Origin of the sequence: Fictibacillus sp. 5RED26, assembly GCF_015903895.1 — a bacterium.
GTDB lineage: Bacteria > Bacillota > Bacilli > Bacillales > Fictibacillaceae > Fictibacillus > Fictibacillus phosphorivorans.
In genome coordinates this window covers 35,954-56,246 of record NZ_JACZDU010000002.1, presented here as the reverse complement: position 1 = coordinate 56,246, position 20,293 = coordinate 35,954, and the positions used below count along the sequence as shown (strand labels likewise).

Below are 20,293 nucleotides of genomic sequence, written 5' to 3'. Positions count from 1 at the left end.
AGTATATCATCGGATCAGTGAATTAAAAATATAGGAAGTTGCTTCGTTTTTCACCTTTAAGTCATGCACAAGTGACGATAGTAATAACTCACATGAGCAACATAGTTTCACATTCTTCATCACGCTTACTTTTGTCTTACAGTACCGCTGACTTCATTGACAAGTTGATTGGAGAGAAAGGTGCGAGACTCCTGGGGGATCAGCGGGACAGGTGAGACTATTAACAGCGCAAAGCGCTAATAGGCTCACCGCACGCCCCCCGGAAAGGGAGCACCTGAAACGGAAATCAACTCTTCCTTGCAGCATCTGCGTTTTTCTAAAACGGCAGAAGAATCTTCACCCCAAATGCAAGCAGGATGCAGCCGCCGAACGCTTCTCCATACGAGCCGAGCCACTTCTGCACTTTTTTTCCCATCATCAACCCTGCCCAGGTTAAGATCATGCTCATCATTCCGAACATCACAATGGTGAGCCATGTTTTTGCTCCATAGATCCCTAAAGATAACCCAACTGAAAAACTATCTAACGAAGCACTCAACGCAAAGACGAATAGACCAAACCCAACCGGACGCACGAACGGTTCATCATCATTTGAAAAGGACGACCGAATCATCGTAACACCTAGGATAACGAGCAAAATCCCACCAATAATGGCTGCGATACCTCCAAAATGCACAGAGATCTGTTTACCGATCGACATTCCAGCGAGCGGCATGAGCATATGAAAAAGCCCTATCGTTATTCCTATTTTCATAATTTGTTTGAATCGAAGTGATAACATCCCCATCCCTAGGCCGATCGAAAAAGCGTCCATACCTAGGGCAACAGACATAAACAAAAGTGTCATCCATTCTCCCATGGTTGCCAAATAGTTCCCACTCCCTTAACCATCATACTTTCAGACTATGCATGTCTACTTTTAAAAAGACTAAAAAACAAACAAGCTGTTGAGCGGATGAAAAAATGAACTCTTTACCGCTTTAGAGGAAGGGATAATGTGATTTATATCGTATATAAAAGGAAGTGAATCTGTACGTAAAGGAGAGGAACAAGCATGGTCCATAACGCATCGGCCATTACGAAAAATGAAAATGACATGTGGCGATCGTCACCATTCCCGACTGGCCTTTCACGCCAAAAAAGCATGACTTTTCGATGTATGAAGCATAATGAAGATCTCATTATGACCGAGAGCGAAGGTGAACTGTTTGACTTGTTTGGCCTCAAACGAGAAAACGTACTGCAAAAGAGAATAGAAGACATCTTTCCTAAAGAGATGGCAGACTTTAAAAAAGAAATGTACGAAAGAGCACTAAACGGAGAGAGCCTTACGTACGAATCTGAGCTGAACGGCATTCCTTTTCTAGCTGCGATCGGACCTATTTATAAAAGCGATGGTACCGTTTCTGAGGTTTATGGATTCTGTGTCGATCTGACAGAGAGAGTATCTGTTGAGACTCAGCTCGCCGAAAGTGAACAGCGTTTTCGATCCTTGATGGATCATAACATCGATGCTCTTTTTTCACTGGACCTCGAAGGCAAGTTTACGACGGTCAATAAAGCGTGTACGACATTGAGCGGTTATAGTGAGACGGAGCTTTTGAACATGACCTTTAACCCGTTCATGTTGCCTGACCGAAGAGCCGCTGCGATCGATCAGTTTAAGGATGCGCTAAACGGCCAATCCAAAATGTATGAAACGCGAATTCAGCAAAAGAACGGTGGAACGCGTCAGATCATGTTCACCCTTACCCCGATCATCGTGCTCAATAAAGTTCTCGGTGTTTTCGGGATCGCTAAAGACGTAACCGCAAAACGAGAATCAGAAAAAGAACTTCGAGAAACAAAGGATCTGCTGGAATCTGTTATCTATCATTCTAGTGACGCGATTTCGGTCGTCCACTTAACCGACTACTCTGTAAAAGTGAACCCGGCGTTTGAATTTATATACGGATGGTCTCAAGACGAGCTCAACAACCTGACTTCACACATCCTTCCCGTAGTACCTGAAGATAAAGAAGCTGAATCCGAAAGACTGATGACGATCGTCAAGCATGGAGGATATGTAAAAGGTGTAGAGACTATACGATTGACGAAGTGTGGCAAACGATTAAATGTAAGCCTTTCCTTAAGCCCCATTTATGGCGAAAACGGTGAAGTCGTCGCACTTTCTGCGATTTCAAGAGATATTACGGATAAAAAACTAAAAGAAAAAGCGTTGAAAGAAAGCGAAGAAAAGTATCGAATCATTGCAGAGAACACGACTGATCTAGTAGGTGTCGTTGACCTAGAAGGAAACGTCAAATATGTATCTCCTTCAAATCGTCTCTTACTGGGCTTTGATCCTTCGCTTTATGATGGAAAAAAGATTCAAGGATTCTTTCATTCAGATGACCGGGCAAAAGTAAGAATGGCGATGAACGAGATGGTTCAAACGCAAAAGCCTGTGAAGTTTGAAGTTCGATGCAAGCACGCACACGGACACTGGGTAACCCTTGAAGCAAACGCAACCCCTATCGCAAACGATTCTGATCAGCCTGACTCGTTCGTTGTTGTAGCACGTGACCTAACCGAACGAAAAAAGACTGAGGAAATGCTAAGAAAATCTGACAAGCTCTCTGTACTCGGTCAGCTTGCCGCTGGTGTTGCGCATGAGATCCGCAACCCGCTCACCTCGATTCGCGGTTTTTTACAGCTTCTGCAGTCTAGAGCATCAGAGCACGAGGACTATTACGAGATTATGCTTTCAGAGATCGATCGAATCAACAGCATCGTCGGAGAGTTTATGTTACTCGCCAAACCGCAAGCGATGAACTTTACACAAACAGACCTTCGCCAATTGTTGCGACACGTTATATCGATTCTTGATACACAGGCGATTTTAACGAATGTCCAGATCTATTTCGAGAGTGAACCTGATCTGCCCGAAATATGGTGTGTTGACAATCAGATCAAGCAAGTATTTGTGAACATGCTAAAAAACGCGATCGAAGCGATGCCAACCGGCGGCTCTGTACATATTCACTTAAAGAAAGAAGGCGGATATGTGATCGCTTCATTTATCGATCACGGCTGTGGAATTTCAGAAGAACGCTTGCCAACGTTGGGTGAACCGTTTTATACCACAAAGGAAAAAGGTACCGGCCTCGGCCTCATGATTTGTTACAAAATCGTAGAGAACCACCACGGTAAAATCTTGATCAATAGCAAGATTGATGAAGGAACGACCTTTTCGATCCTGCTTCCGATCGATAAAAACAAGCCAGCGTCTTAAGTAGACGCTGGCTTGTTTTTCTTGTATTTGGACACTTGGTGTAGCCTCTATTTGTCGAAAATCGTTTAAATAATTTTATCCGTGAAATTATTAGCACTATCCGTGAATATATATTGTGTTACCGTGAAAATAAAATGAATTACCGTGAAATTATTTAACTTTACGATTTCCACTAACAAAATTTTCAGTGCATACTAGATCAAACAGCCACTTCAGCTTCCATTAAAAACAAAAAAAGCTCTTATTCAATCAATAAACATTGAATCAGAGCCTTAATTCTACTCTTTTATGATATTTCCACCGGCCGATTTTTCAAGTCTGTTCATAATCGCGACTCCAACGCCTGTTTTCGGAAAAACCTCTCCGAAAATCTGATCTACACCAGCTTCGTTAAATGCTCGTAACGCTTCGTATAGATGTTGAGCCACTGTTTCAGGATTGGAACGATTTCCAGCTGGAATCACACAATCCGCTTTATAAACACCAGCTCTTTCTTCTGTCGTCAGAATTCCAATCCGTTTTCCTGCTTCGCGTTCTTTATCCACAAGTTTCTGCAAAAACTCCTGGCTTCCATCCACAAGAACGAACGGTGCGTCAGGTGCATAGTGTGTATATTTCATACCTGGCGATTTAGGAGCATGCGTTTCGTTCTCCAATCCCGGATCTACCACAACTCGTCCTGCACCCACTACTTTTTTAAGCTTCTCTAACGTTATTCCGCCAGGTCTTAAAATCGTGACAAGGTCATCTGTACATTCAACGACCGTAGATTCTACGCCAACACCTGTTGAACCGCCATCTACAATGCCCGGAATCCTACCCTTCAGATCTTCATATACATGCTGAGCTGAAGTGGGACTTGGTTTTCCAGAAAGGTTCGCGCTTGGTGCTGCAAGTGGAACATCTGAAGCTGCGATGACAGCGAGCGCAATCTCGTGGTCTGGCATCCTTACAGCAACTGTGGATAACCCAGCGGTTACTCGTTCACTAACGTTTTCTCCTTTTGGTAATACAATCGTTAAAGGTCCCGGCCAAAAAGCATCCATCAATTTCTGAGCGGTATGTGAAACAGAAGAAACGAGACCTTCCAGTTGCGAGTTATCAGAGATATGAACGATCAGAGGGTTATCACTCGGTCTTCCCTTCGCTTCAAAAATGCGTTTGATGGCGTCATCGCTTCTCGCATTTCCAGCCAATCCGTAGACCGTTTCTGTTGGGATAGCGACTACTTCGTTCTTATTTATCCACAGGGAAGCTTGAATAATATGTGGATGATTTACTAAAGATTTTTCTGTTTTATCCACAGGCCAGCGTTCCGTTTGGAATGATTTCATATGATAAATCCTTTCTATTACTCAGGCCGACATGATATGAAAAGGTCGATTACAAAACTTTTATATCCACAGAGTTATACACAATTTGTCGGAAATTGTGGACAACTTGTTGACAAACACTTGTTAATCCAGTGCATAAGCTAAAAGTTCTGCTCCTGATGTTGCGTTATTTTTTATATGATCCGCACTCTCAATGTGTGGAGGCACTTTATCTTTAGGAATCGTTTTAAAAGAAAGTTGCTCAAACATGTGCACAGCTTTCGTAAGTAAATAAAGGGTTTCGACTCCTTTATCTTTTGAGTATACCAAAATTTTATCAATGAGTTTAAGCAGAAGCGTCTCTGAGGAATATTTCTGCTTCAGTACGAAAGAACGGAGCAAGCCGTCGTTTCCGATTCTCTCCAAACCTACCGTACCGATCGTCTCACCCTGATCGTTTACAACCACTAAATAATTTTCGATGCTGTCTTTGATCCCTTCAGACTGAAGTCCAGCTTTTCCGACTAGCTGTAACAGATCTTTTGCTTCGTGTTGCATAGCCTGCCTTAAAATAATCGTCATCACTAACTCCCCTATTCCTATATAATTTCAGCCTTCATTCAGCTGTTTTTCACCTTCATCGCAAAAATCATTTTAAAAAAGAAGGCTAACCACCACTAGGTCACCTTCTTTGTTTTCTATAATCTATGAAAATAGGGAGGAAAATATGCACATTTTACGAGAATAAGGAACCTACAAAGCTGAAGAGGCTATCAAATAGTTCTACCACAAAGAATTTCGTCTCGATTTCCTCAGCTTCATCTGCTTGAACCGCTTCATCCGCACCTGCATCAGCAGCCGTATCCACTACCTCACCTTTGCCACCTTTGTTCTCTTTTACAGCATCGCCATTTTCAAAATCTAGGAAGCATAATGGCGGGAAAAGTACACACCACCAGTTCTTCCCTTCACCTTCACCAAGTGTGATCAGTACTGCTTCATATTGTCCTGCCGGATAGATGAAATCGCCATACATTTTAGTAGGGAAAGCTACTTTGTTTAATTCTACAGAAAACGTCTTCTCAAGCCCTGCTTCATCCAGCTTACTTTGAACGATCTTTTCAATCGTTGGCAGTTGTTTACGAATGATCTCACGTGCTTCTGAAATTGTAGATAACTCATCCACCCAAGTTGTGATCTGGGCGTTCACTTCGTCACGGATCTCGCGCTTCAGCTTTTGGTCAGCATCCGTATTGCTGTTTGCTAGAATGCGAAGTCTGATTGATTCTTCCGGTATTTTAACAGAGGCGTTCATTGTTGCGTTCGCCACCTTGGTTTGTGTTTCAAAGAATAAGAACATCACCGCTAAAGAGATAAGAACTAGAATAAAGAAATGATTGCGCTTTTTCATTGTTTTTCCTCCCCCGTCGTATCTAACCACAGTTTGGACACGGTGGGATTTTTTCATACTAGTAATCTAGTAATTTTCGTTCTGTCTGATTCGACAAAAACACTTCTGCTAGTGCTTTGTCGTGATGAAAGTGGTTGATTTCCGTTACAGGATGCTCGCTTTCCGGGGGGCGTGCGGTGAGCCACCTAGCGCTCTGCACTGTTAGGTGTCTCACCTGTCCCGCTGATCCCCCAGGAGTCTCGCACCTTTCACTTCACTCAACTTTTCAAAGATGCGGGAGAGTAAGATCTGAAGAAAGTCTTTTTAAACACAACCAAACTAGAGAAATATTTACCAACTTGCATGCTGCTTCTTTTTCTGTTAACTTAAATGTGTAAACGGTTACATATTTGTTTTAGAGGAGGCGGAAATTTGGTTACGATTCGTGATGTGGCAAAGAAATCAGGTGTATCGGTTGCGACGGTATCTCGCGTTTTGAATGCGAATGGATACGTTCATGAAGATACGCGTAAAAAAGTAATGGCTGCCGTTGAAGCGCTGAAGTACAGCCCAAATGAAGTCGCCCGCTCCCTCTATAAAAAGAAATCCAAACTGGTCGGCTTATTGCTGCCAGACATCACGAACCCCTTCTTTCCACAGCTGGCAAGAGGTGTGGAAGATGAGATGCAAAAAGGCGGTTATCGTATTCTTTTTGGAAACAGTGATGAAAATGCGGAAAAAGAGCTCGATTATTTGAACACGTTTACTCAGAACAATGTAGTCGGCATCATCTCAGCCACCAACAATAAAGCAAAGAACAACTATAAAAACCTGTCCATTCCCGTAGTCTTTCTAGACCGAACTTCAAGTGATTATCCATCGGTCTATGCGGATGGAAAAGAAGGCGGAAGAATAGCTGCAGAAGAGATCGTAAAAAGAGGCAGCAAGCGGATCACGATTTTAAAAGGTCCCGCGCACATCCAGCCAGCTCAAGACCGTTTTCAAGGCGCGTTAGAAGTGTTAAGTCAATCAAACATTGATTTTCATGTGATGTCGACGACTTCTTTTGCATTTGAAGATGCAGAGAAATGGGCGAAAGAACTTTTTGCAACGTATCCTGATACAGATGGTGTGCTAGCGAGCAACGATATTGTGGCTACAGCCGTCTTACATGAAGCTCTTCGTCTCGGAAAATCAATTCCGGATGAACTGCAGATCATAGGGTTTGATGATATTCCACAAAGCAGTTTGTTATTCCCTTCCCTTTCTACCATCCGCCAACCCGCTTATGAGATGGGAAAAGAAGCGGCACAGCTGCTTATGAAGATTATCAATCAAGAAAAGATTCATCAACAGCAAGTTCAACTGCCTGTTACATTTATAGATCGAAACACAACAAGAAAGGTTGATACAAATGGTTAAAATTGTAGTCATCGGAAGTTCTTCGATGGACCTCGTCGTTACATCTGATCAACGTCCAGGAGCGGGAGAAACGGTTTTGGGACGTTCGTTTAAAACCGTACCCGGAGGAAAAGGAGCGAACCAAGCAGTCGCGGCTGCTCGTCTTGGTGCAGAAGTTTACATGATCGGATGTGTGGGTGACGATCATTATGGAACAGCGATTCTAGAAAATTTTAAACAAAACGGTGTTAATGTAACAAATGTGGAACCGGTTACAGATACAGAGAGTGGTACGGCTCATATCATTTTAGCTGAAGGTGATAACAGCATCGTCGTTGTCAAAGGTGCGAACGATCATGTGACTCCCCATTATGTAAAAAAATCAGAAGCACTTATCAAACAAGCGAGTATAGTGCTCATTCAACAAGAGATTCCGGAAGAAACGGTTGAATATGTAAGTGAGCTTTGCAAGGAACTTGATGTTCCATTGTTATTGAATCCAGCACCTGCTCGCCCACTCTCAAAAAAAGTGATCGACTGCGCAAGCTATATTACACCGAACGAACATGAAGCTGCTGTTCTTTTCGATGGACTGTCAACAGAGTCAGCACTGAAACAGTATCCGAACAAAGTATTTATTACAGAGGGAAAAGAAGGCGCTCGTTATTTTGATGGTAAAAAAGAGATCACCGTTCCTTCTTACACAGTAGAGGCGATAGATACGACAGGTGCTGGAGATACATTCAATGCGGCATTAGCCGTTGCTTTAGCAGAAGGAAAAAGCATCTCTGAAAGTTTGCGGTTTGCTAACCGAGCCGCTTCCCTATCCGTTACAAAGTTCGGTGCTCAAGGCGGCATGCCGAATCGATCGGAAGTGGAGGCATCTCTATGAAACGACACGGCATCTTAAACAGTCATATCTCTAAAGTATTAAGTGACCTTGGACATACAGACCTTATCGTGATCGCGGATGCTGGCCTTCCGATTCCAAGCGATGTTCCGCGGATCGATCTCGCACTTACGCTTGGGGTACCGAGCTTCTCGGATGTTGTTTCTGCTGTATCAGAGGATATGGTCGTGGAACAAGTGATACTTGCGAGTGAGATTAAAGAGAAAAACGAAAAGACTTTAACGTTTATGAACGAGACGTTTTCTGAATCTGAACAAAAATTCGTTTCTCATGAAGCGTTTAAACAATTAACAAAGCAGGCGAAAGTAGTCATTCGAACTGGTGAAGTCACTCCGTATGCGAACTGTATCCTGCAAGCAGGTGTAATCTTCTAAAAAGAGGTGATCGTGTTGCACATTCAAATGAACGACATATATAAAGCATTTGGTGCCAATCAAGTCTTATCAGGTGTTGACTTCGACCTTCAATCAGGCGAAGTGCACGCCTTAATGGGTGAAAACGGCGCAGGAAAATCTACATTGATGAACATTTTAACCGGCCTTCATAAACGAGATTCAGGAACCATCCGAATCGATGGACAAGAACGATATTTTGATAACCCAAAAGAAGCCGAGAAGCACGGGGTCGCGTTCATCCACCAAGAATTGAACGTATGGCCTGACATGACCGTGCTTGATAACCTTTTTATCGGAAAAGAGCTGCGGTCACCGTTCGGTCTATTAAAAACAAAAGAAATGAAAGCGTTGGCAAAAAAGCAATTTGAAAAGTTAGCCGTTACCATTCCACTTGAAAAAGATGCAGGACTCTGTTCAGTTGGTGAACAGCAGATGATCGAGATCGCGAAGGCGCTTATGACAAACGCCAAAATCATCATTATGGACGAGCCGACCGCTGCTCTTACAGAGCGTGAGATCGAGAAATTGTTTGACGTGATCAACGCTCTACGAACAGAAGGTGTATCGATCGTTTACATCTCACACCGCATGGAAGAGATCTTCGCGATCTGTGACCGTATTACGGTGATGAGAGATGGTAGAACGGTTGATACGAAAGCGATCTCAGAGACTAGCTTTGATGAAGTGGTACGAAAGATGGTTGGCCGCGAGCTTACAGATCGCTTTCCAGAGCGAAATCCACAAGTTGGTGAGACCGTTTTAGAAGTAAAGAACGCGACAAGAAATGGAATCTTTGAAAATATTAATTTTTCCGTGAGAGCCGGTGAGATCGTTGGCGTTTCAGGACTTATGGGTGCAGGTCGTACAGAGATCATGCGCGCATTATTCGGTCTCGATCAGCTTGATTCGGGCGAGATCTGGATCAGCGGTCAGAAGGTTTCTATTAAAAACCCTTACGAGGCCGTAAAACGCGGAATCGGTTTTATCACAGAAGATAGAAAGAACGAAGGCTTGGTGCTCGATTTTTCGATACGTGAAAACATGGCACTGCCGAACTTACGAAGTTTTTCTAAAAATGGCGTGATCGATTATAAAACAGAGTCTGACTTTGTTGACATGCTCATCAAACGTTTACAGATCAAGACCGAATCGAGCGAAACAAACGCCAAGAACCTTTCCGGAGGTAACCAGCAAAAAGTTGTAATAGCAAAATGGGTTGGAATCGGACCTAAAGTATTGATATTGGACGAGCCAACAAGAGGTGTTGATGTTGGTGCAAAGCGTGAGATCTATCAGTTGATGAACGAACTCACCGATCGAGGTGTAGCGATTATTATGGTCTCGTCAGAACTTCCAGAAGTTCTTGGCATGAGTGATCGCATTCTTGTCGTTCACGAAGGACAGATCAGTGGTGAGCTCACGAAGACTGAAGCCACGCAAGAAAGAATTATGACATATGCAACGGGAGGACAATAAAATGAAAACGTCACCGGCTAAAGTAAATCATGTAGAAAATTTGATGCAAAAACTTGGACCTCTATTAGGACTGCTGATTCTCGTAACGATCGTCTCAATCCTTAATCCTAGTTTTCTAGAACCCCTTAACTTATTAAACTTGCTGCGCCAAGTCGCAATTAACGCATTGATCGCCTTTGGTATGACATTCGTTATTCTAACGGGCGGAATCGACTTATCCGTTGGTGCCATTCTCGCGTTATCAAGTGCATTGATGGCAGGTATGATCGTATCCGGCGTCGATCCGATGCTAGCAATCTTGATCGGATGTTTGCTAGGTGCTGTAATGGGTGCGATCAACGGCCTTTTGATCACAAAAGGAAAAATGGCTCCTTTTATCGCTACACTCGCAACGATGACCATTTTCCGTGGATTAACGTTAGTGTATACAGACGGAAATCCGATTACGGGTCTAGGCGAAAGCTATATGTTCCAACTGTTTGGACGAGGTTATTTCTTAGGTATTCCGGTACCAGCGATCACGATGATGCTTGCATTTGCAGCGTTTTGGGTGATCCTTCATAAAACACCATTCGGACGAAAAACGTATGCGATCGGCGGAAACGAAAAAGCTGCGATCATCTCAGGAATCAAAGTAACAAAAGTAAAAGTTATGATCTATTCCCTAGCAGGACTATTAGCAGCACTAGCTGGGGCCATCCTTACGTCTCGTTTGAACTCTGCTCAACCGACTGCTGGCACATCGTACGAACTCGATGCGATCGCAGCCGTTGTTTTAGGTGGAACAAGCTTATCTGGTGGACGTGGCCTAATCGTCGGAACACTGATCGGTGCATTGATCATCGGAACGTTAAACAACGGTTTGAACTTGTTAGGTGTATCATCATTCTTCCAAATGGTCGTTAAAGGGATCGTGATTTTGATCGCGGTATTGATCGACCGTAAAAAAGCAGCTTAGGAGGGTTTCTAAATGAAAAAAGCATTATTACTCATCATGTCTTTATCTGTTTTCTTATTGGGTGCCTGTTCTTTAGAGCCCCCTTCATGGGCAAAGCCGGCTAAAAAAGGTGACGGAGAAAAAATTAAAATCGGTCTATCCGTTTCAACGCTTAACAATCCGTTCTTCGTATCGATGAAAAACGGCGTGATCGAAGAAGCGAAAAAGCAGGGTGCGGAAGTGATTGTTGTCGATGCACAGAATGATTCTGCGAAACAAGTAAACGATGTAGAAGATCTTTTGCAGCAAGGCATTGACGCTCTGTTGATCAATCCAACCGATTCTGCAGCAATCTCCACTGCTGTTCAATCTGCAAACAACCTTGATGTTCCGGTTGTTACACTAGACCGCTCAACAGATAAAGGAGATGTCGCCACTCTTGTTGCCTCAGATAATGTAAAAGGCGGCCAGATGGCGGGTGACTTTATCGCAGAAAAGCTTGGTGAAGGTGCAAAAGTAGCTGAATTAGAAGGTGTACCTGGAGCTTCTGCAACACGTGAGCGTGGAAAAGGGTTCCACAATGTAGCGGATCAAAAGTTAGATATTGTTGCCAAACAAACGGCTGACTTTGATCGAACAAAAGGATTAAACGTTATGGAGAACGTTCTACAAGGAAATCCAGATATTAAAGCCGTATTCGCTCATAACGATGAGATGGCGCTAGGCGCACTTCAAGCGATCAACAGCTCTGGTCGAGATGTTCTTGTTGTTGGTTTTGATGGAAATGATGATGCGATCAATGCTGTTAAAGAAGGAAAACTCGCAGCAACCGTTGCACAGCAGCCTGACCTGATCGGTGAACTTGCAGTGAAAGCCGCATCCGACGTACTAGCAGGAAAGAAAGTAGAAAAGAAGATTGCAGCACCACTTAAGTTGATGGTGAAAGAATAAGAGCTAGGTGAAGCGTAGAATGGTATGAAGTTAGATAAGGCCGACTGGGTGTAAGCGATACAAGCTTGGACTCAGTCGGCCTTTTGAATTGTGTGTAAATTGTTTGGGGTCTGACCCGGGGTCAGACCCCATTTCCCACGTTATTTCCCGAGGATGGCGAACACCATGCGGTCCTTGCCGCTGATGTCTTCCTTTACATACACATCCGCACCAGGGAACGTGACACGAAGCATACTCGCTACCGTCTCGCCCTGCCCTGCTCCGACTTCAAAGCCTACGATCGCTTTTTCTTTCAGAACGAGCGGTAATTCTTCCATAAATCGTCGATAGAACACATAGCCGTCTTCCCCACCGCTTAGTGCTCTCATCGGTTCACGGTCTTTTACAATCGTTTCAAGGACGGCGATCTCATGATCAGGAATGTACGGCGGATTCGATACGACTACATCAAGTTTTTTCCCTTTAGCGATAAAAGGCTGTAAAAGGTCTCCGTGCAGGAATGTAACCTCTGCACCAAGTCGATCTGCGTTTCCTTTCGCTACTTCAATCGATTCCTCTGCAATATCAACCGTGTATACGTTTAGTCGATTATTTTCCAATGCTAATGAAATCGAAATGGCTCCGCTGCCTGTTCCGATATCTGCAACAGCAACAGTCTCATCCTCACGAAAATGTTCAGAAATCAGCGTTAGGATGTGCTCGACCAACTCTTCTGTTTCTGGTCTTGGAATTAATACTTCTTCGTTCACAGAGAACGTCCGACCGTAAAATTCTTCTTTACCGATAATATATTGAACAGGCTCTCCTTCAACGTGGCGAGCGACCACAGATTTAAGCTGCGCTTCCTTCTCCTCACTCATCACATCATGAAGGCGCATGAGCATCTCTGTTCGATTCACATCCCCTAAAACATGTCTCATCAAAATTTCTGCAGCAAAACTTTCACGTCCGTTTTCGGCTAAAAAAGAAGAAGCCCACGCGAGGGCTTCATGAACTTTTGTACTCATTTTACGCGTCCGCCTGAGCTTTCATCTTGCTTGTTTGATCTTCTGTAATAAGTGCTTCAACGAACTCATCCATCTTACCAAGAAGGATTTGATCAAGCTTTTGAATCGTTAAACCGATACGGTGATCGGTCACACGGTTTTGCGGGAAGTTGTACGTACGAATACGCTCTGAACGGTCTCCAGAACCAACTGCACTCTTACGTGTCTCATCGTACTCTTTTTGAATTTCGCGCTGAATTTTATCATATACACGCGCACGAAGAACCTTCATCGCTTTTTCTTTGTTCTTGATCTGTGATTTTTCATCCTGACACGAGACCACTGTACCTGTAGGAACGTGTGTTAAACGAACCGCTGATTGTGTCGTGTTTACAGACTGCCCTCCAGGACCTGAAGATGTAAACGTATCAACGCGAACGTCTTTTTCGTGAATCTCAACCTCTACTTCTTCAGCCTCTGGCAGTACAGCAACCGTCGCTGTAGACGTATGAATACGTCCGCCTGATTCTGTTGAAGGGACACGCTGAACACGGTGTGCGCCGTTTTCATATTTAAGCTTCGAATAAGCACCAGCACCATTGATCATAAAGATGATCTCTTTGTATCCGCCAAGCTCTGTGTAAGAAGCTTCGATTACTTCAGACTTCCATCCTTGCATCTCTGCATAACGCGTGTACATACGGTAAAGGTCACCAGCGAAAAGTGCCGCTTCGTCTCCACCTGCTGCACCACGAACCTCGACGATAACGTTCTTGTCGTCGTTCGGATCTTTTGGAAGCAATAGAATTTTTAACTGAGCAGTAAATTCTTCGATCTGTTGGTTTAGCCCTGAGATCTCTTCTTTTACCATCGCTGTCATTTCAGCATCAAGCTTATCTTCGAGCATTAATTTTGCTTCATCTAATTGCTCTTTCGCTTCTTTATACTCACGGTAAACCGCTACTGTATCTTGAAGGGAAGATTGCTCTTTTGAATAATCGCGCAGCTTATTCGTATCATTTATAACCTCAGGGTCACTGAGTAATTCATTTAACTTGTCATATCTTGCTTCGATCGTCTCTAAACGTTCTAACATGGTTTTTCACCTCTGTTTTATATGCATAACATTATAATTATAGACTATTACAGGTGTTACAGTCAAAAGCAAAAAGGAACGAAATCAATAAAAAAGGCCGCCCTTTCCTTAAAAAGAGAGCCTTTATGAAACTTGAGACGATATTTACATTTTTCGTTTTTGCAGCGACTCTCTCATCGATTCAGCCAATTCTTTCACTTCGATCAGTCTTTGAACTTTTTCAGTATCTTTCAAAAACCCATACTTGATTCTGTTCGATTCTGTTATAGAAATGTGTGCAGGGTGTTTTTCAATCAGCAACATCTCATCACCTGCTGCAACCAATCCTTCTTTTAAAACTCGAAGGTAATAACCGGTTCGCCCCGTATCAACAACCTTTTTGATCATATCTGGCCGACAAAGAATAGAAGCTAACGTCTGACAAGGCTGACGAGGCTGTGTGATCTGCACGATCGCTTCACCCACAGAAAACACGTCACCAATACAAACATCATCCTCTAAAAGACCTTTAACAGTAAGGTTTTCTCCAAATGCTGGGACAGACAACGGCGCTTCTAAATTCAGCTCAGTCGTCCATTTTTCATAATGCTCAAACGGGTACACACATACCGCTTTATCTATTCCACCATGGTGCTTCGTATCCCCTACTCCGTCACCTTCAAAATGAGTTTTATGTAAAAAAACAGGTTGCTGCTGCGGCTTTTTATTGTAGGCTGTAAAAAAAGTTTTAGTTTGTGTCTTAACTTCTTCTGGCAGCTTAATGTTTAACGAAGCTATATTGCCCATCATTCCCCTCACCTCACAAAAAGCATAGCATAGGACAAAAGGAAATTAATAGGAAAAGATATTGCGACGCAACTGCTCGTAATCGATGCGTTCCTGGTTCATTCGAATCGCTTTCGTCAGCTCCTCGATCACCACTTTTTCGTTCGTGATCACATTGAACACATAAGGGATGGTCGCAAAATGACCTAGAAAATGCGTACAGCCAACATAACGCGGATTGTCCGTTTGATTTTGATTCTTATATTTAATAATAAAATTGCCCATGCCTTCATAGACAGGATCCAATGGTTTTTGTTCAAGCTTTTTTATCAGTGTATGAATCGGCTGAACCGGTGCGTTCCAGTCCGTTCCGTTCGATTTGATCTCTAGCACAGTCCACCACCTCTTTCTACTATCATAGTTCGTTTTAACTCTGTACTTCTTGTTGGTCAAAGTGAAGAGAGTTGTGGCATCATACTTATAAACGTTACTTTTTTCGCAACAATGGGAATACTATATGGTTAGAGAGACGTAAGGAGCTGATCAGATGAAATATTGCATTATTGGTGGAGATGCGGCTGGTATGAGTGCCGCTATGCAGATTGTTCGAAATGAAAAAGATGCTAACATAACCGTTCTTGAAAAAGGCGGTATCTATTCTTATGGACAATGTGGACTTCCTTATGTAGTAGGCGGGCTCATCCCTTCTACTGATGAACTTATCGCTCGCAGTATTGAGACGTTCCGGGAAAAATATGGCATGGATGCTCGTACGTTTCATGAGGTAACAGCTGTAGATACCACCTCTAAAAAAGTGACTGGTATACATACGAAGACAGGGCAATCGTTTGAGGTGCCATATGATAAGCTCTTAGTTGCGACAGGGGTTAGTCCGATCATACCGAAGCAATGGACAGGATTGCATCTACAGGGAATCTATCCGCTTAAGACGATTCCTGATGCCGAGAATCTCATGGCTGGGTTAAAAAATGTTCAACACGTAACCATCATCGGTGGAGGATACATCGGTCTTGAAATGGCTGAAAACGTACTAAGACTCGGTAAAAAGGTACGTATCATCCAGCGCAGCAATCAGCTTGGAAATATCTTTGATCCTGATTTTGCTCCATTCATCCATGAAGAAGCAGAGAAACATGGGATCGAACTTTGTTTAGAAGAAGAAGTTCTCGGTTTTAAAGGCGACGATCACGTTCAATTCGTAAAAACAGCTAAAAAAGATTATCCAACAGACCTTGTGATCGTGTCAGTCGGTGTGTCACCCAACACAGGCTTTTTAAAAGAAACGGACGTGGCACTCAATGAACAAGGAGTCATCGTCGTAAATGAGGCGATGGAAACGAGTGTGGATGGTGTGTATGCCGCTGGTGATTGTGCGACTCACTATCACCGTGTAAAAAAACTGAATGATCATATTCCACTTGGAACGACAGCGAACAAACAAGGGCGGATTGCCGGATTAAACATGGTTGGTGTGAAGAAACCGTTCAAAGGAATCGTCGGAACGTCCATCATCCAATTCATGGACCTAACACTAGGAAAAACTGGATTATCGAATAAAGAAGCAGAAAAACTGAACATTCCTTTTGCAGAGATCAAGATTACTTCGAAAAGTCATGCCGGTTATTATCCTGATCCAAAGAAGTTAGAAATAAAATTAACGTATCACAAAGAAACAGAGAAATTACTAGGTGCACAAATTGTCGGTGAAGAAGGCGTAGATAAACGGATCGACGTCCTCGCAACAGCACTTTATCATGAGATGAATGTAGAGGAATTGGCAGATTTGGATTTAGCATACGCCCCTCCTTATAATGGTTCATGGGATCCCATCCAGCAAGCTGCTCGAAGACTTGGGAAATAAATTGGGAAATGGGGTCTGACCCCATTTCCCGTTTTATTTCCCACATTAATGATCGATTTTTAATGAGAAATTATATCGTGGAACAGCTCGTTCTACAGCGTTCATAATTTTACGATGCGTAGCTGCCCGTTCTTTCTTGGACATATCATGCGGCACATTCACATGAATGTGTGCATAATTCCCGTTTACTGTGACCATCTGCGGATTGATCCCAGATGAATCAATAACAGCCTGACGAATCATATCTTGATCATCGGAAAGATCAAATCGTGTGGTATTCATCGTCCGATAATCATTTGGATTCATATTGGTGTCATAGCTGTAGTTGTTTCGTGGTTCGTTTTTGGTTAGGTGGTAGTTGATAATCCCATGACCAAACAGGTTATCCCGAATATCCCGTTTATCTTCATGAGCGGCAGGCTCAATTTTAGCCCCTTCTTCTTTATAAGACTGCATAGGTGAACATGCTGTTGTTACCAATAGTGCTAAAAGCGGCGCATAGATTGCCTTTTTCACTATAAACACCTCCCATATCGTTAGGATTTCCTGTTTAGGAGGTGATTATGTTAAGTTGGTAGACGTTTTTAGGCTGGATGATTGTCAAAGGTAGCGATGAATCCACAAGTTTGGAGCTTGAATCCAAAAGTTTTGGCCTTCAATCCATAAATTCCTTCGTTCAATCCACAAGTTTTGGCCATTTATCCACGAGTCGACACACCGCGACATGTTTCGACTCCACTCCAACTGCATGCTGCCTTCCGCAAGCACCACCAACATCAAAAAAAGCCCGAGAGCACAAAGCTCCCGGACTATATCTAATCAGATCACACTATATTATTTCAACCGACCTTCTAAGCCCTCTGCGCTTGATAGGAGGTTTCTTTTTTTTCCTGGTACTTCATGACAATGGCGGCAGCGCGGCTCATAAGACTCCGATGCTCCCACTAGGATCACTGGATCATCGTAAGAAGCAGGTCTGTTATCGATCAAACGCTGTGTACGGCTCGCAGGTGATCCGCAAACCATGCAGATTGCTTGAAGCTTTGTCACATGTTCAGCAAGAGCCATCATCTTTGGAACGGGTCCAAACGGCTCGCCTTTAAAGTCCTGATCTAGTCCTGCAACGATAACGCGCATTCCTTGATCCGCTAATTCTTGAGCAACTGGGATGATATCTTCATCAAAGAATTGCACTTCGTCGATCGCTACGACTTCGGTTTCAGGCAATACGTTTTTTAAGATCTCAACAGAACGTCCGACTGGTTCAGCCATAACAGCGGTTCCGTTATGAGACACAACCGATTCCTCGCTGTAGCGGTTATCGATCAGCGGCTTAAACACCTGTACTTTTTGCTTTGCATACGTCGCTCTTCTTACGCGGCGAATAAGTTCTTCTGATTTTCCAGAGAACATGCTGCCGCAGATCAATTCGATCCAGCCATTTTGATTCATCACATACATGGCCTGCTCCCCCTTTCGCAACAATCTTTTCCTTAGTATGTACGAAATGTATGATGTTTTACCATACATAAACGTTCGTTACAGGAGTCCTTGACTCCTTTTAAGGCGTATAAAAAACCCGGTCCATCAAAACAGTTACCGAGTTCTTGTTTTCTATAAAATACAAAAGAAAAAAGGGCAAGAAAGACTCCTGCCCTTTTACTTGCAACAAATTACTTAAGGTTGTATTTCTTCTTAAAGCGGTCAACACGTCCACCAACATCAGAGAACTTCTGACGGCCAGTGTAGAACGGGTGAGTGTCAGAACTAACATCCACTTTAATTACTGGATATTCGTTACCGTCTTCCCACTTCATTGTCTCGCTTGAAGACAAAGTTGATCCTGAAAGGAAGCTAAATCCGCTTTGAGCGTCAACAAAGATAACCTTTTTATAATTCGGATGAATTCCTTGTTTCATTCTAATTCCACTCCTTCTGCCCTGTTTCCTATGCGGAGACAGAGTTATAAACACATAAAAATAGTATAACAGGGACAAAACCCATTTGCAACCATACTTTTTCGTTAGTTTGTTACGGGTTTAGCTCGCTTTGGCGCACCCTTTTTTTCACTTTCAAAAAGCTCGAAAAACTCTTCATTATTCTCCGTTTTACGCATGCGTTTCATGAACTTGTCTACGAAATCGAACGAGTCATCCATCGTTTTACGGATCGACCAAAGTGCCTCAAGATGATCCTTTGCGATAAGCATCTCTTCTTTTCTCGTTCCAGAACGGCGAATGTCGATCGCAGGGAAAATACGGCGCTCAGCCAGCTTACGGTCTAAGTGAAGCTCCATGTTTCCTGTTCCTTTGAACTCCTCGTAGATGACATCATCCATACGAGATCCCGTATCGACTAGAGCCGTTGCTAGGATCGTTAAGCTCCCACCTTCTTCGATGTTACGAGCAGCACCGAAGAAACGCTTCGGACGGTGGAACGCAGCAGGGTCGATACCACCAGATAGTGTACGGCCGCTTGGCGGAATAACAAGGTTGTATGCACGTGCCAGACGAGTGATGCTATCGAGCAGGATAACAACATCCTTTTTGTGCTCAACAAGTCTCATGGCACGCTCTAATACAAGCTCTGCCACTTTAATATGGTTTTCTGGCACTTCATCAAACGTTGAGCTTACAACGTCTCCTTTAACAGAACGCTCGATATCTGTTACTTCCTCAGGACGCTCATCGATAAGCAAGACGATCAGCTCCACTTGCGGGTTGTTCGTCGTCACACTATGTGCGATTTCCTTTAGCAAGCTTGTCTTACCCGCTTTTGGAGGAGCGACGATCAGACCACGCTGACCAAAACCAACAGGCGCCATCATGTCGATGATCCGCGTTGAAATGTTGTTCCCCGTTGTCTCCATAACCATTTTCTTTTCTGGATATAAAGCCGTCAGTGCAGGGAAATGCACACGCTCTTTTGCCGTTTCAGGGTCCTCACCATTAACCGCGTTAACTTGTAAAAGTCCATAATAGCGTTCGTTTTCCTTTGGAGGACGAACTTTCCCTGATACTTTATCTCCGTTTCTCAAATCGAATCGACGGATCTGGGAAGCCGAGATGTATATATCTTGAGAACTCGGTGAGTAGTTGATCGGACGCAAGAAGCCGAATCCTTCGTTCGGGATGATCTCCAAAACACCTTCCATGAATGAATAACCATCAAGTTCTGCTTGTGCTTTCAAAATTGAAAACATCAATTCACGCTTTGTTAATTTACCGTAATATTGAATATTATATTGTTTGGCAAGCTCATAAAGCTCTTTTAATTTCTTTGTCTCTAATGTTGCTAAATCTATCCCCATAGTGACACCACGCTTTTCTATTAATAACTAACTAAACATCTATTAAAAATTATGATGGGATTTTTTTGTTTGTTTTGTTGGTTTGGTTTTGGTTTTTTTAATGGAAGGAGTTCCTTTGAAAGTTAAGGGTATTAGTGGGTATGAAGAAAATGTATCGAACAAAATGAATCATACTTCTTATTTTAACCACATATTCGGTCTTTAATC

Annotated in this window: 20 protein-coding genes; 8 read left to right on the top strand and 12 right to left on the bottom strand. The window is 43.2% G+C overall.

From position 1 onward, the window contains the following. Window positions 1-316: 316 nt before the first annotated feature. On the bottom strand, window positions 317-859 hold the full coding sequence (locus IHV10_RS08530) for a manganese efflux pump MntP family protein (protein ID WP_231619514.1): 543 nt from the start codon (window positions 857-859) through the stop codon (window positions 317-319). Between the two features lie 195 nt (window positions 860-1,054). Here IHV10_RS08530 and IHV10_RS08525 point away from each other — a divergent pair, with 195 nt between their 5' ends. Next, window positions 1,055-3,274 carry a PAS domain S-box protein gene (locus IHV10_RS08525; protein WP_197128292.1) on the top strand — a complete coding sequence of 740 codons (2,220 nt, stop codon included), beginning with the start codon at window positions 1,055-1,057 and terminating at the stop codon, window positions 3,272-3,274. Between the two features lie 278 nt (window positions 3,275-3,552). On the opposite strand, the gene IHV10_RS08520 is transcribed toward IHV10_RS08525, so the two are convergent. From IHV10_RS08520 to spoIIR, 3 genes are all read right to left on the bottom strand, one after another. After that, window positions 3,553-4,608 carry an L-threonylcarbamoyladenylate synthase gene (locus IHV10_RS08520; protein ID WP_197128291.1) on the bottom strand — a complete coding sequence of 352 codons (1,056 nt, stop codon included), beginning with the start codon at window positions 4,606-4,608 and terminating at the stop codon, window positions 3,553-3,555. A 123-nt stretch (window positions 4,609-4,731) separates the two neighbouring features. After that, on the bottom strand, window positions 4,732-5,169 hold the full coding sequence (locus tag IHV10_RS08515; RefSeq protein WP_066398985.1) for a GNAT family N-acetyltransferase: 438 nt from the start codon (window positions 5,167-5,169) through the stop codon (window positions 4,732-4,734). A gap of 154 nt (window positions 5,170-5,323) precedes the next feature. After that, window positions 5,324-5,998, bottom strand: coding sequence for a stage II sporulation protein R (gene spoIIR, locus IHV10_RS08510; protein ID WP_197128290.1), 675 nt, complete (start codon window positions 5,996-5,998; stop codon window positions 5,324-5,326). 411 nt (window positions 5,999-6,409) lie between these two features. On the opposite strand from spoIIR, the gene IHV10_RS08505 reads away from it, so the two are divergent. The 6 genes from IHV10_RS08505 to rbsB are packed head-to-tail and all read left to right on the top strand — an operon-like array spanning window position 6,410 to window position 12,047. After that, window positions 6,410-7,399, top strand: a complete 990-nt coding sequence (locus tag IHV10_RS08505; RefSeq protein WP_197128289.1) for a LacI family DNA-binding transcriptional regulator — start codon at window positions 6,410-6,412, stop codon at window positions 7,397-7,399. Then, window positions 7,392-8,270 (top strand): ribokinase, encoded by an 879-nt coding sequence (rbsK, locus tag IHV10_RS08500; protein ID WP_197128288.1) that lies wholly within the window; start codon window positions 7,392-7,394, stop codon window positions 8,268-8,270. The genes IHV10_RS08505 and rbsK overlap by 8 nt, the downstream gene beginning before the upstream one ends. Further along, complete coding sequence (rbsD, locus tag IHV10_RS08495) at window positions 8,267-8,662, top strand: D-ribose pyranase (protein ID WP_197128287.1); 396 nt, start codon at window positions 8,267-8,269, stop codon at window positions 8,660-8,662. Before rbsK ends, rbsD begins: the two co-directional genes overlap by 4 nt. Window positions 8,663-8,677: 15 nt before the next feature. After that, window positions 8,678-10,159 (top strand): sugar ABC transporter ATP-binding protein, encoded by a 1,482-nt coding sequence (locus IHV10_RS08490; RefSeq protein ID WP_197129868.1) that lies wholly within the window; start codon window positions 8,678-8,680, stop codon window positions 10,157-10,159. Window position 10,160: 1 nt separating this feature from the next. Further along, complete coding sequence (gene rbsC, locus IHV10_RS08485; protein WP_144696880.1) at window positions 10,161-11,117, top strand: ribose ABC transporter permease RbsC; 957 nt, start codon at window positions 10,161-10,163, stop codon at window positions 11,115-11,117. 12 nt (window positions 11,118-11,129) lie between these two features. Beyond that, complete coding sequence (gene rbsB / locus IHV10_RS08480) at window positions 11,130-12,047, top strand: ribose ABC transporter substrate-binding protein RbsB (protein ID WP_197128286.1); 918 nt, start codon at window positions 11,130-11,132, stop codon at window positions 12,045-12,047. A gap of 140 nt (window positions 12,048-12,187) precedes the next feature. Here the strand turns inward: rbsB and prmC are convergent, their stop codons facing one another. From prmC to IHV10_RS08460, 4 genes are all read right to left on the bottom strand, one after another. Then, entirely contained in the window at window positions 12,188-13,054 is an 867-nt protein-coding gene (gene prmC / locus IHV10_RS08475; RefSeq protein ID WP_197128285.1) for a peptide chain release factor N(5)-glutamine methyltransferase, read from the bottom strand. Between the two features lies 1 nt (window position 13,055). Then, window positions 13,056-14,129: a peptide chain release factor 1 gene (gene prfA, locus IHV10_RS08470; protein ID WP_066399006.1), complete on the bottom strand. Its 1,074-nt coding sequence runs from the start codon at window positions 14,127-14,129 to the stop codon at window positions 13,056-13,058. A gap of 144 nt (window positions 14,130-14,273) precedes the next feature. Beyond that, complete coding sequence (locus tag IHV10_RS08465; RefSeq protein ID WP_197128284.1) at window positions 14,274-14,918, bottom strand: MOSC domain-containing protein; 645 nt, start codon at window positions 14,916-14,918, stop codon at window positions 14,274-14,276. 42 nt (window positions 14,919-14,960) lie between these two features. Further along, window positions 14,961-15,287: a hypothetical protein gene (locus IHV10_RS08460; protein WP_197128283.1), complete on the bottom strand. Its 327-nt coding sequence runs from the start codon at window positions 15,285-15,287 to the stop codon at window positions 14,961-14,963. A gap of 154 nt (window positions 15,288-15,441) precedes the next feature. Here IHV10_RS08460 and IHV10_RS08455 point away from each other — a divergent pair, with 154 nt between their 5' ends. Beyond that, the gene (locus tag IHV10_RS08455; protein WP_197128282.1) at window positions 15,442-16,776 is read left to right on the top strand and encodes an FAD-dependent oxidoreductase; all 1,335 of its coding nucleotides are present in this window, start codon (window positions 15,442-15,444) and stop codon (window positions 16,774-16,776) included. Between the two features lie 45 nt (window positions 16,777-16,821). Here the strand turns inward: IHV10_RS08455 and IHV10_RS08450 are convergent, their stop codons facing one another. The 4 genes from IHV10_RS08450 to rho form a co-directional block, all read right to left on the bottom strand. Next, window positions 16,822-17,292 (bottom strand): hypothetical protein, encoded by a 471-nt coding sequence (locus IHV10_RS08450; protein WP_197128281.1) that lies wholly within the window; start codon window positions 17,290-17,292, stop codon window positions 16,822-16,824. A 318-nt stretch (window positions 17,293-17,610) separates the two neighbouring features. Next, on the bottom strand, window positions 17,611-18,237 hold the full coding sequence (locus tag IHV10_RS08445) for a thymidine kinase (RefSeq protein ID WP_197128280.1): 627 nt from the start codon (window positions 18,235-18,237) through the stop codon (window positions 17,611-17,613). Window positions 18,238-18,449: 212 nt separating this feature from the next. Continuing rightward, window positions 18,450-18,695: a type B 50S ribosomal protein L31 gene (locus tag IHV10_RS08440; protein ID WP_066399025.1), complete on the bottom strand. Its 246-nt coding sequence runs from the start codon at window positions 18,693-18,695 to the stop codon at window positions 18,450-18,452. 104 nt (window positions 18,696-18,799) lie between these two features. Continuing rightward, entirely contained in the window at window positions 18,800-20,086 is a 1,287-nt protein-coding gene (gene rho, locus IHV10_RS08435) for a transcription termination factor Rho (RefSeq protein WP_197128279.1), read from the bottom strand. Window positions 20,087-20,293: the final 207 nt, after the last annotated feature.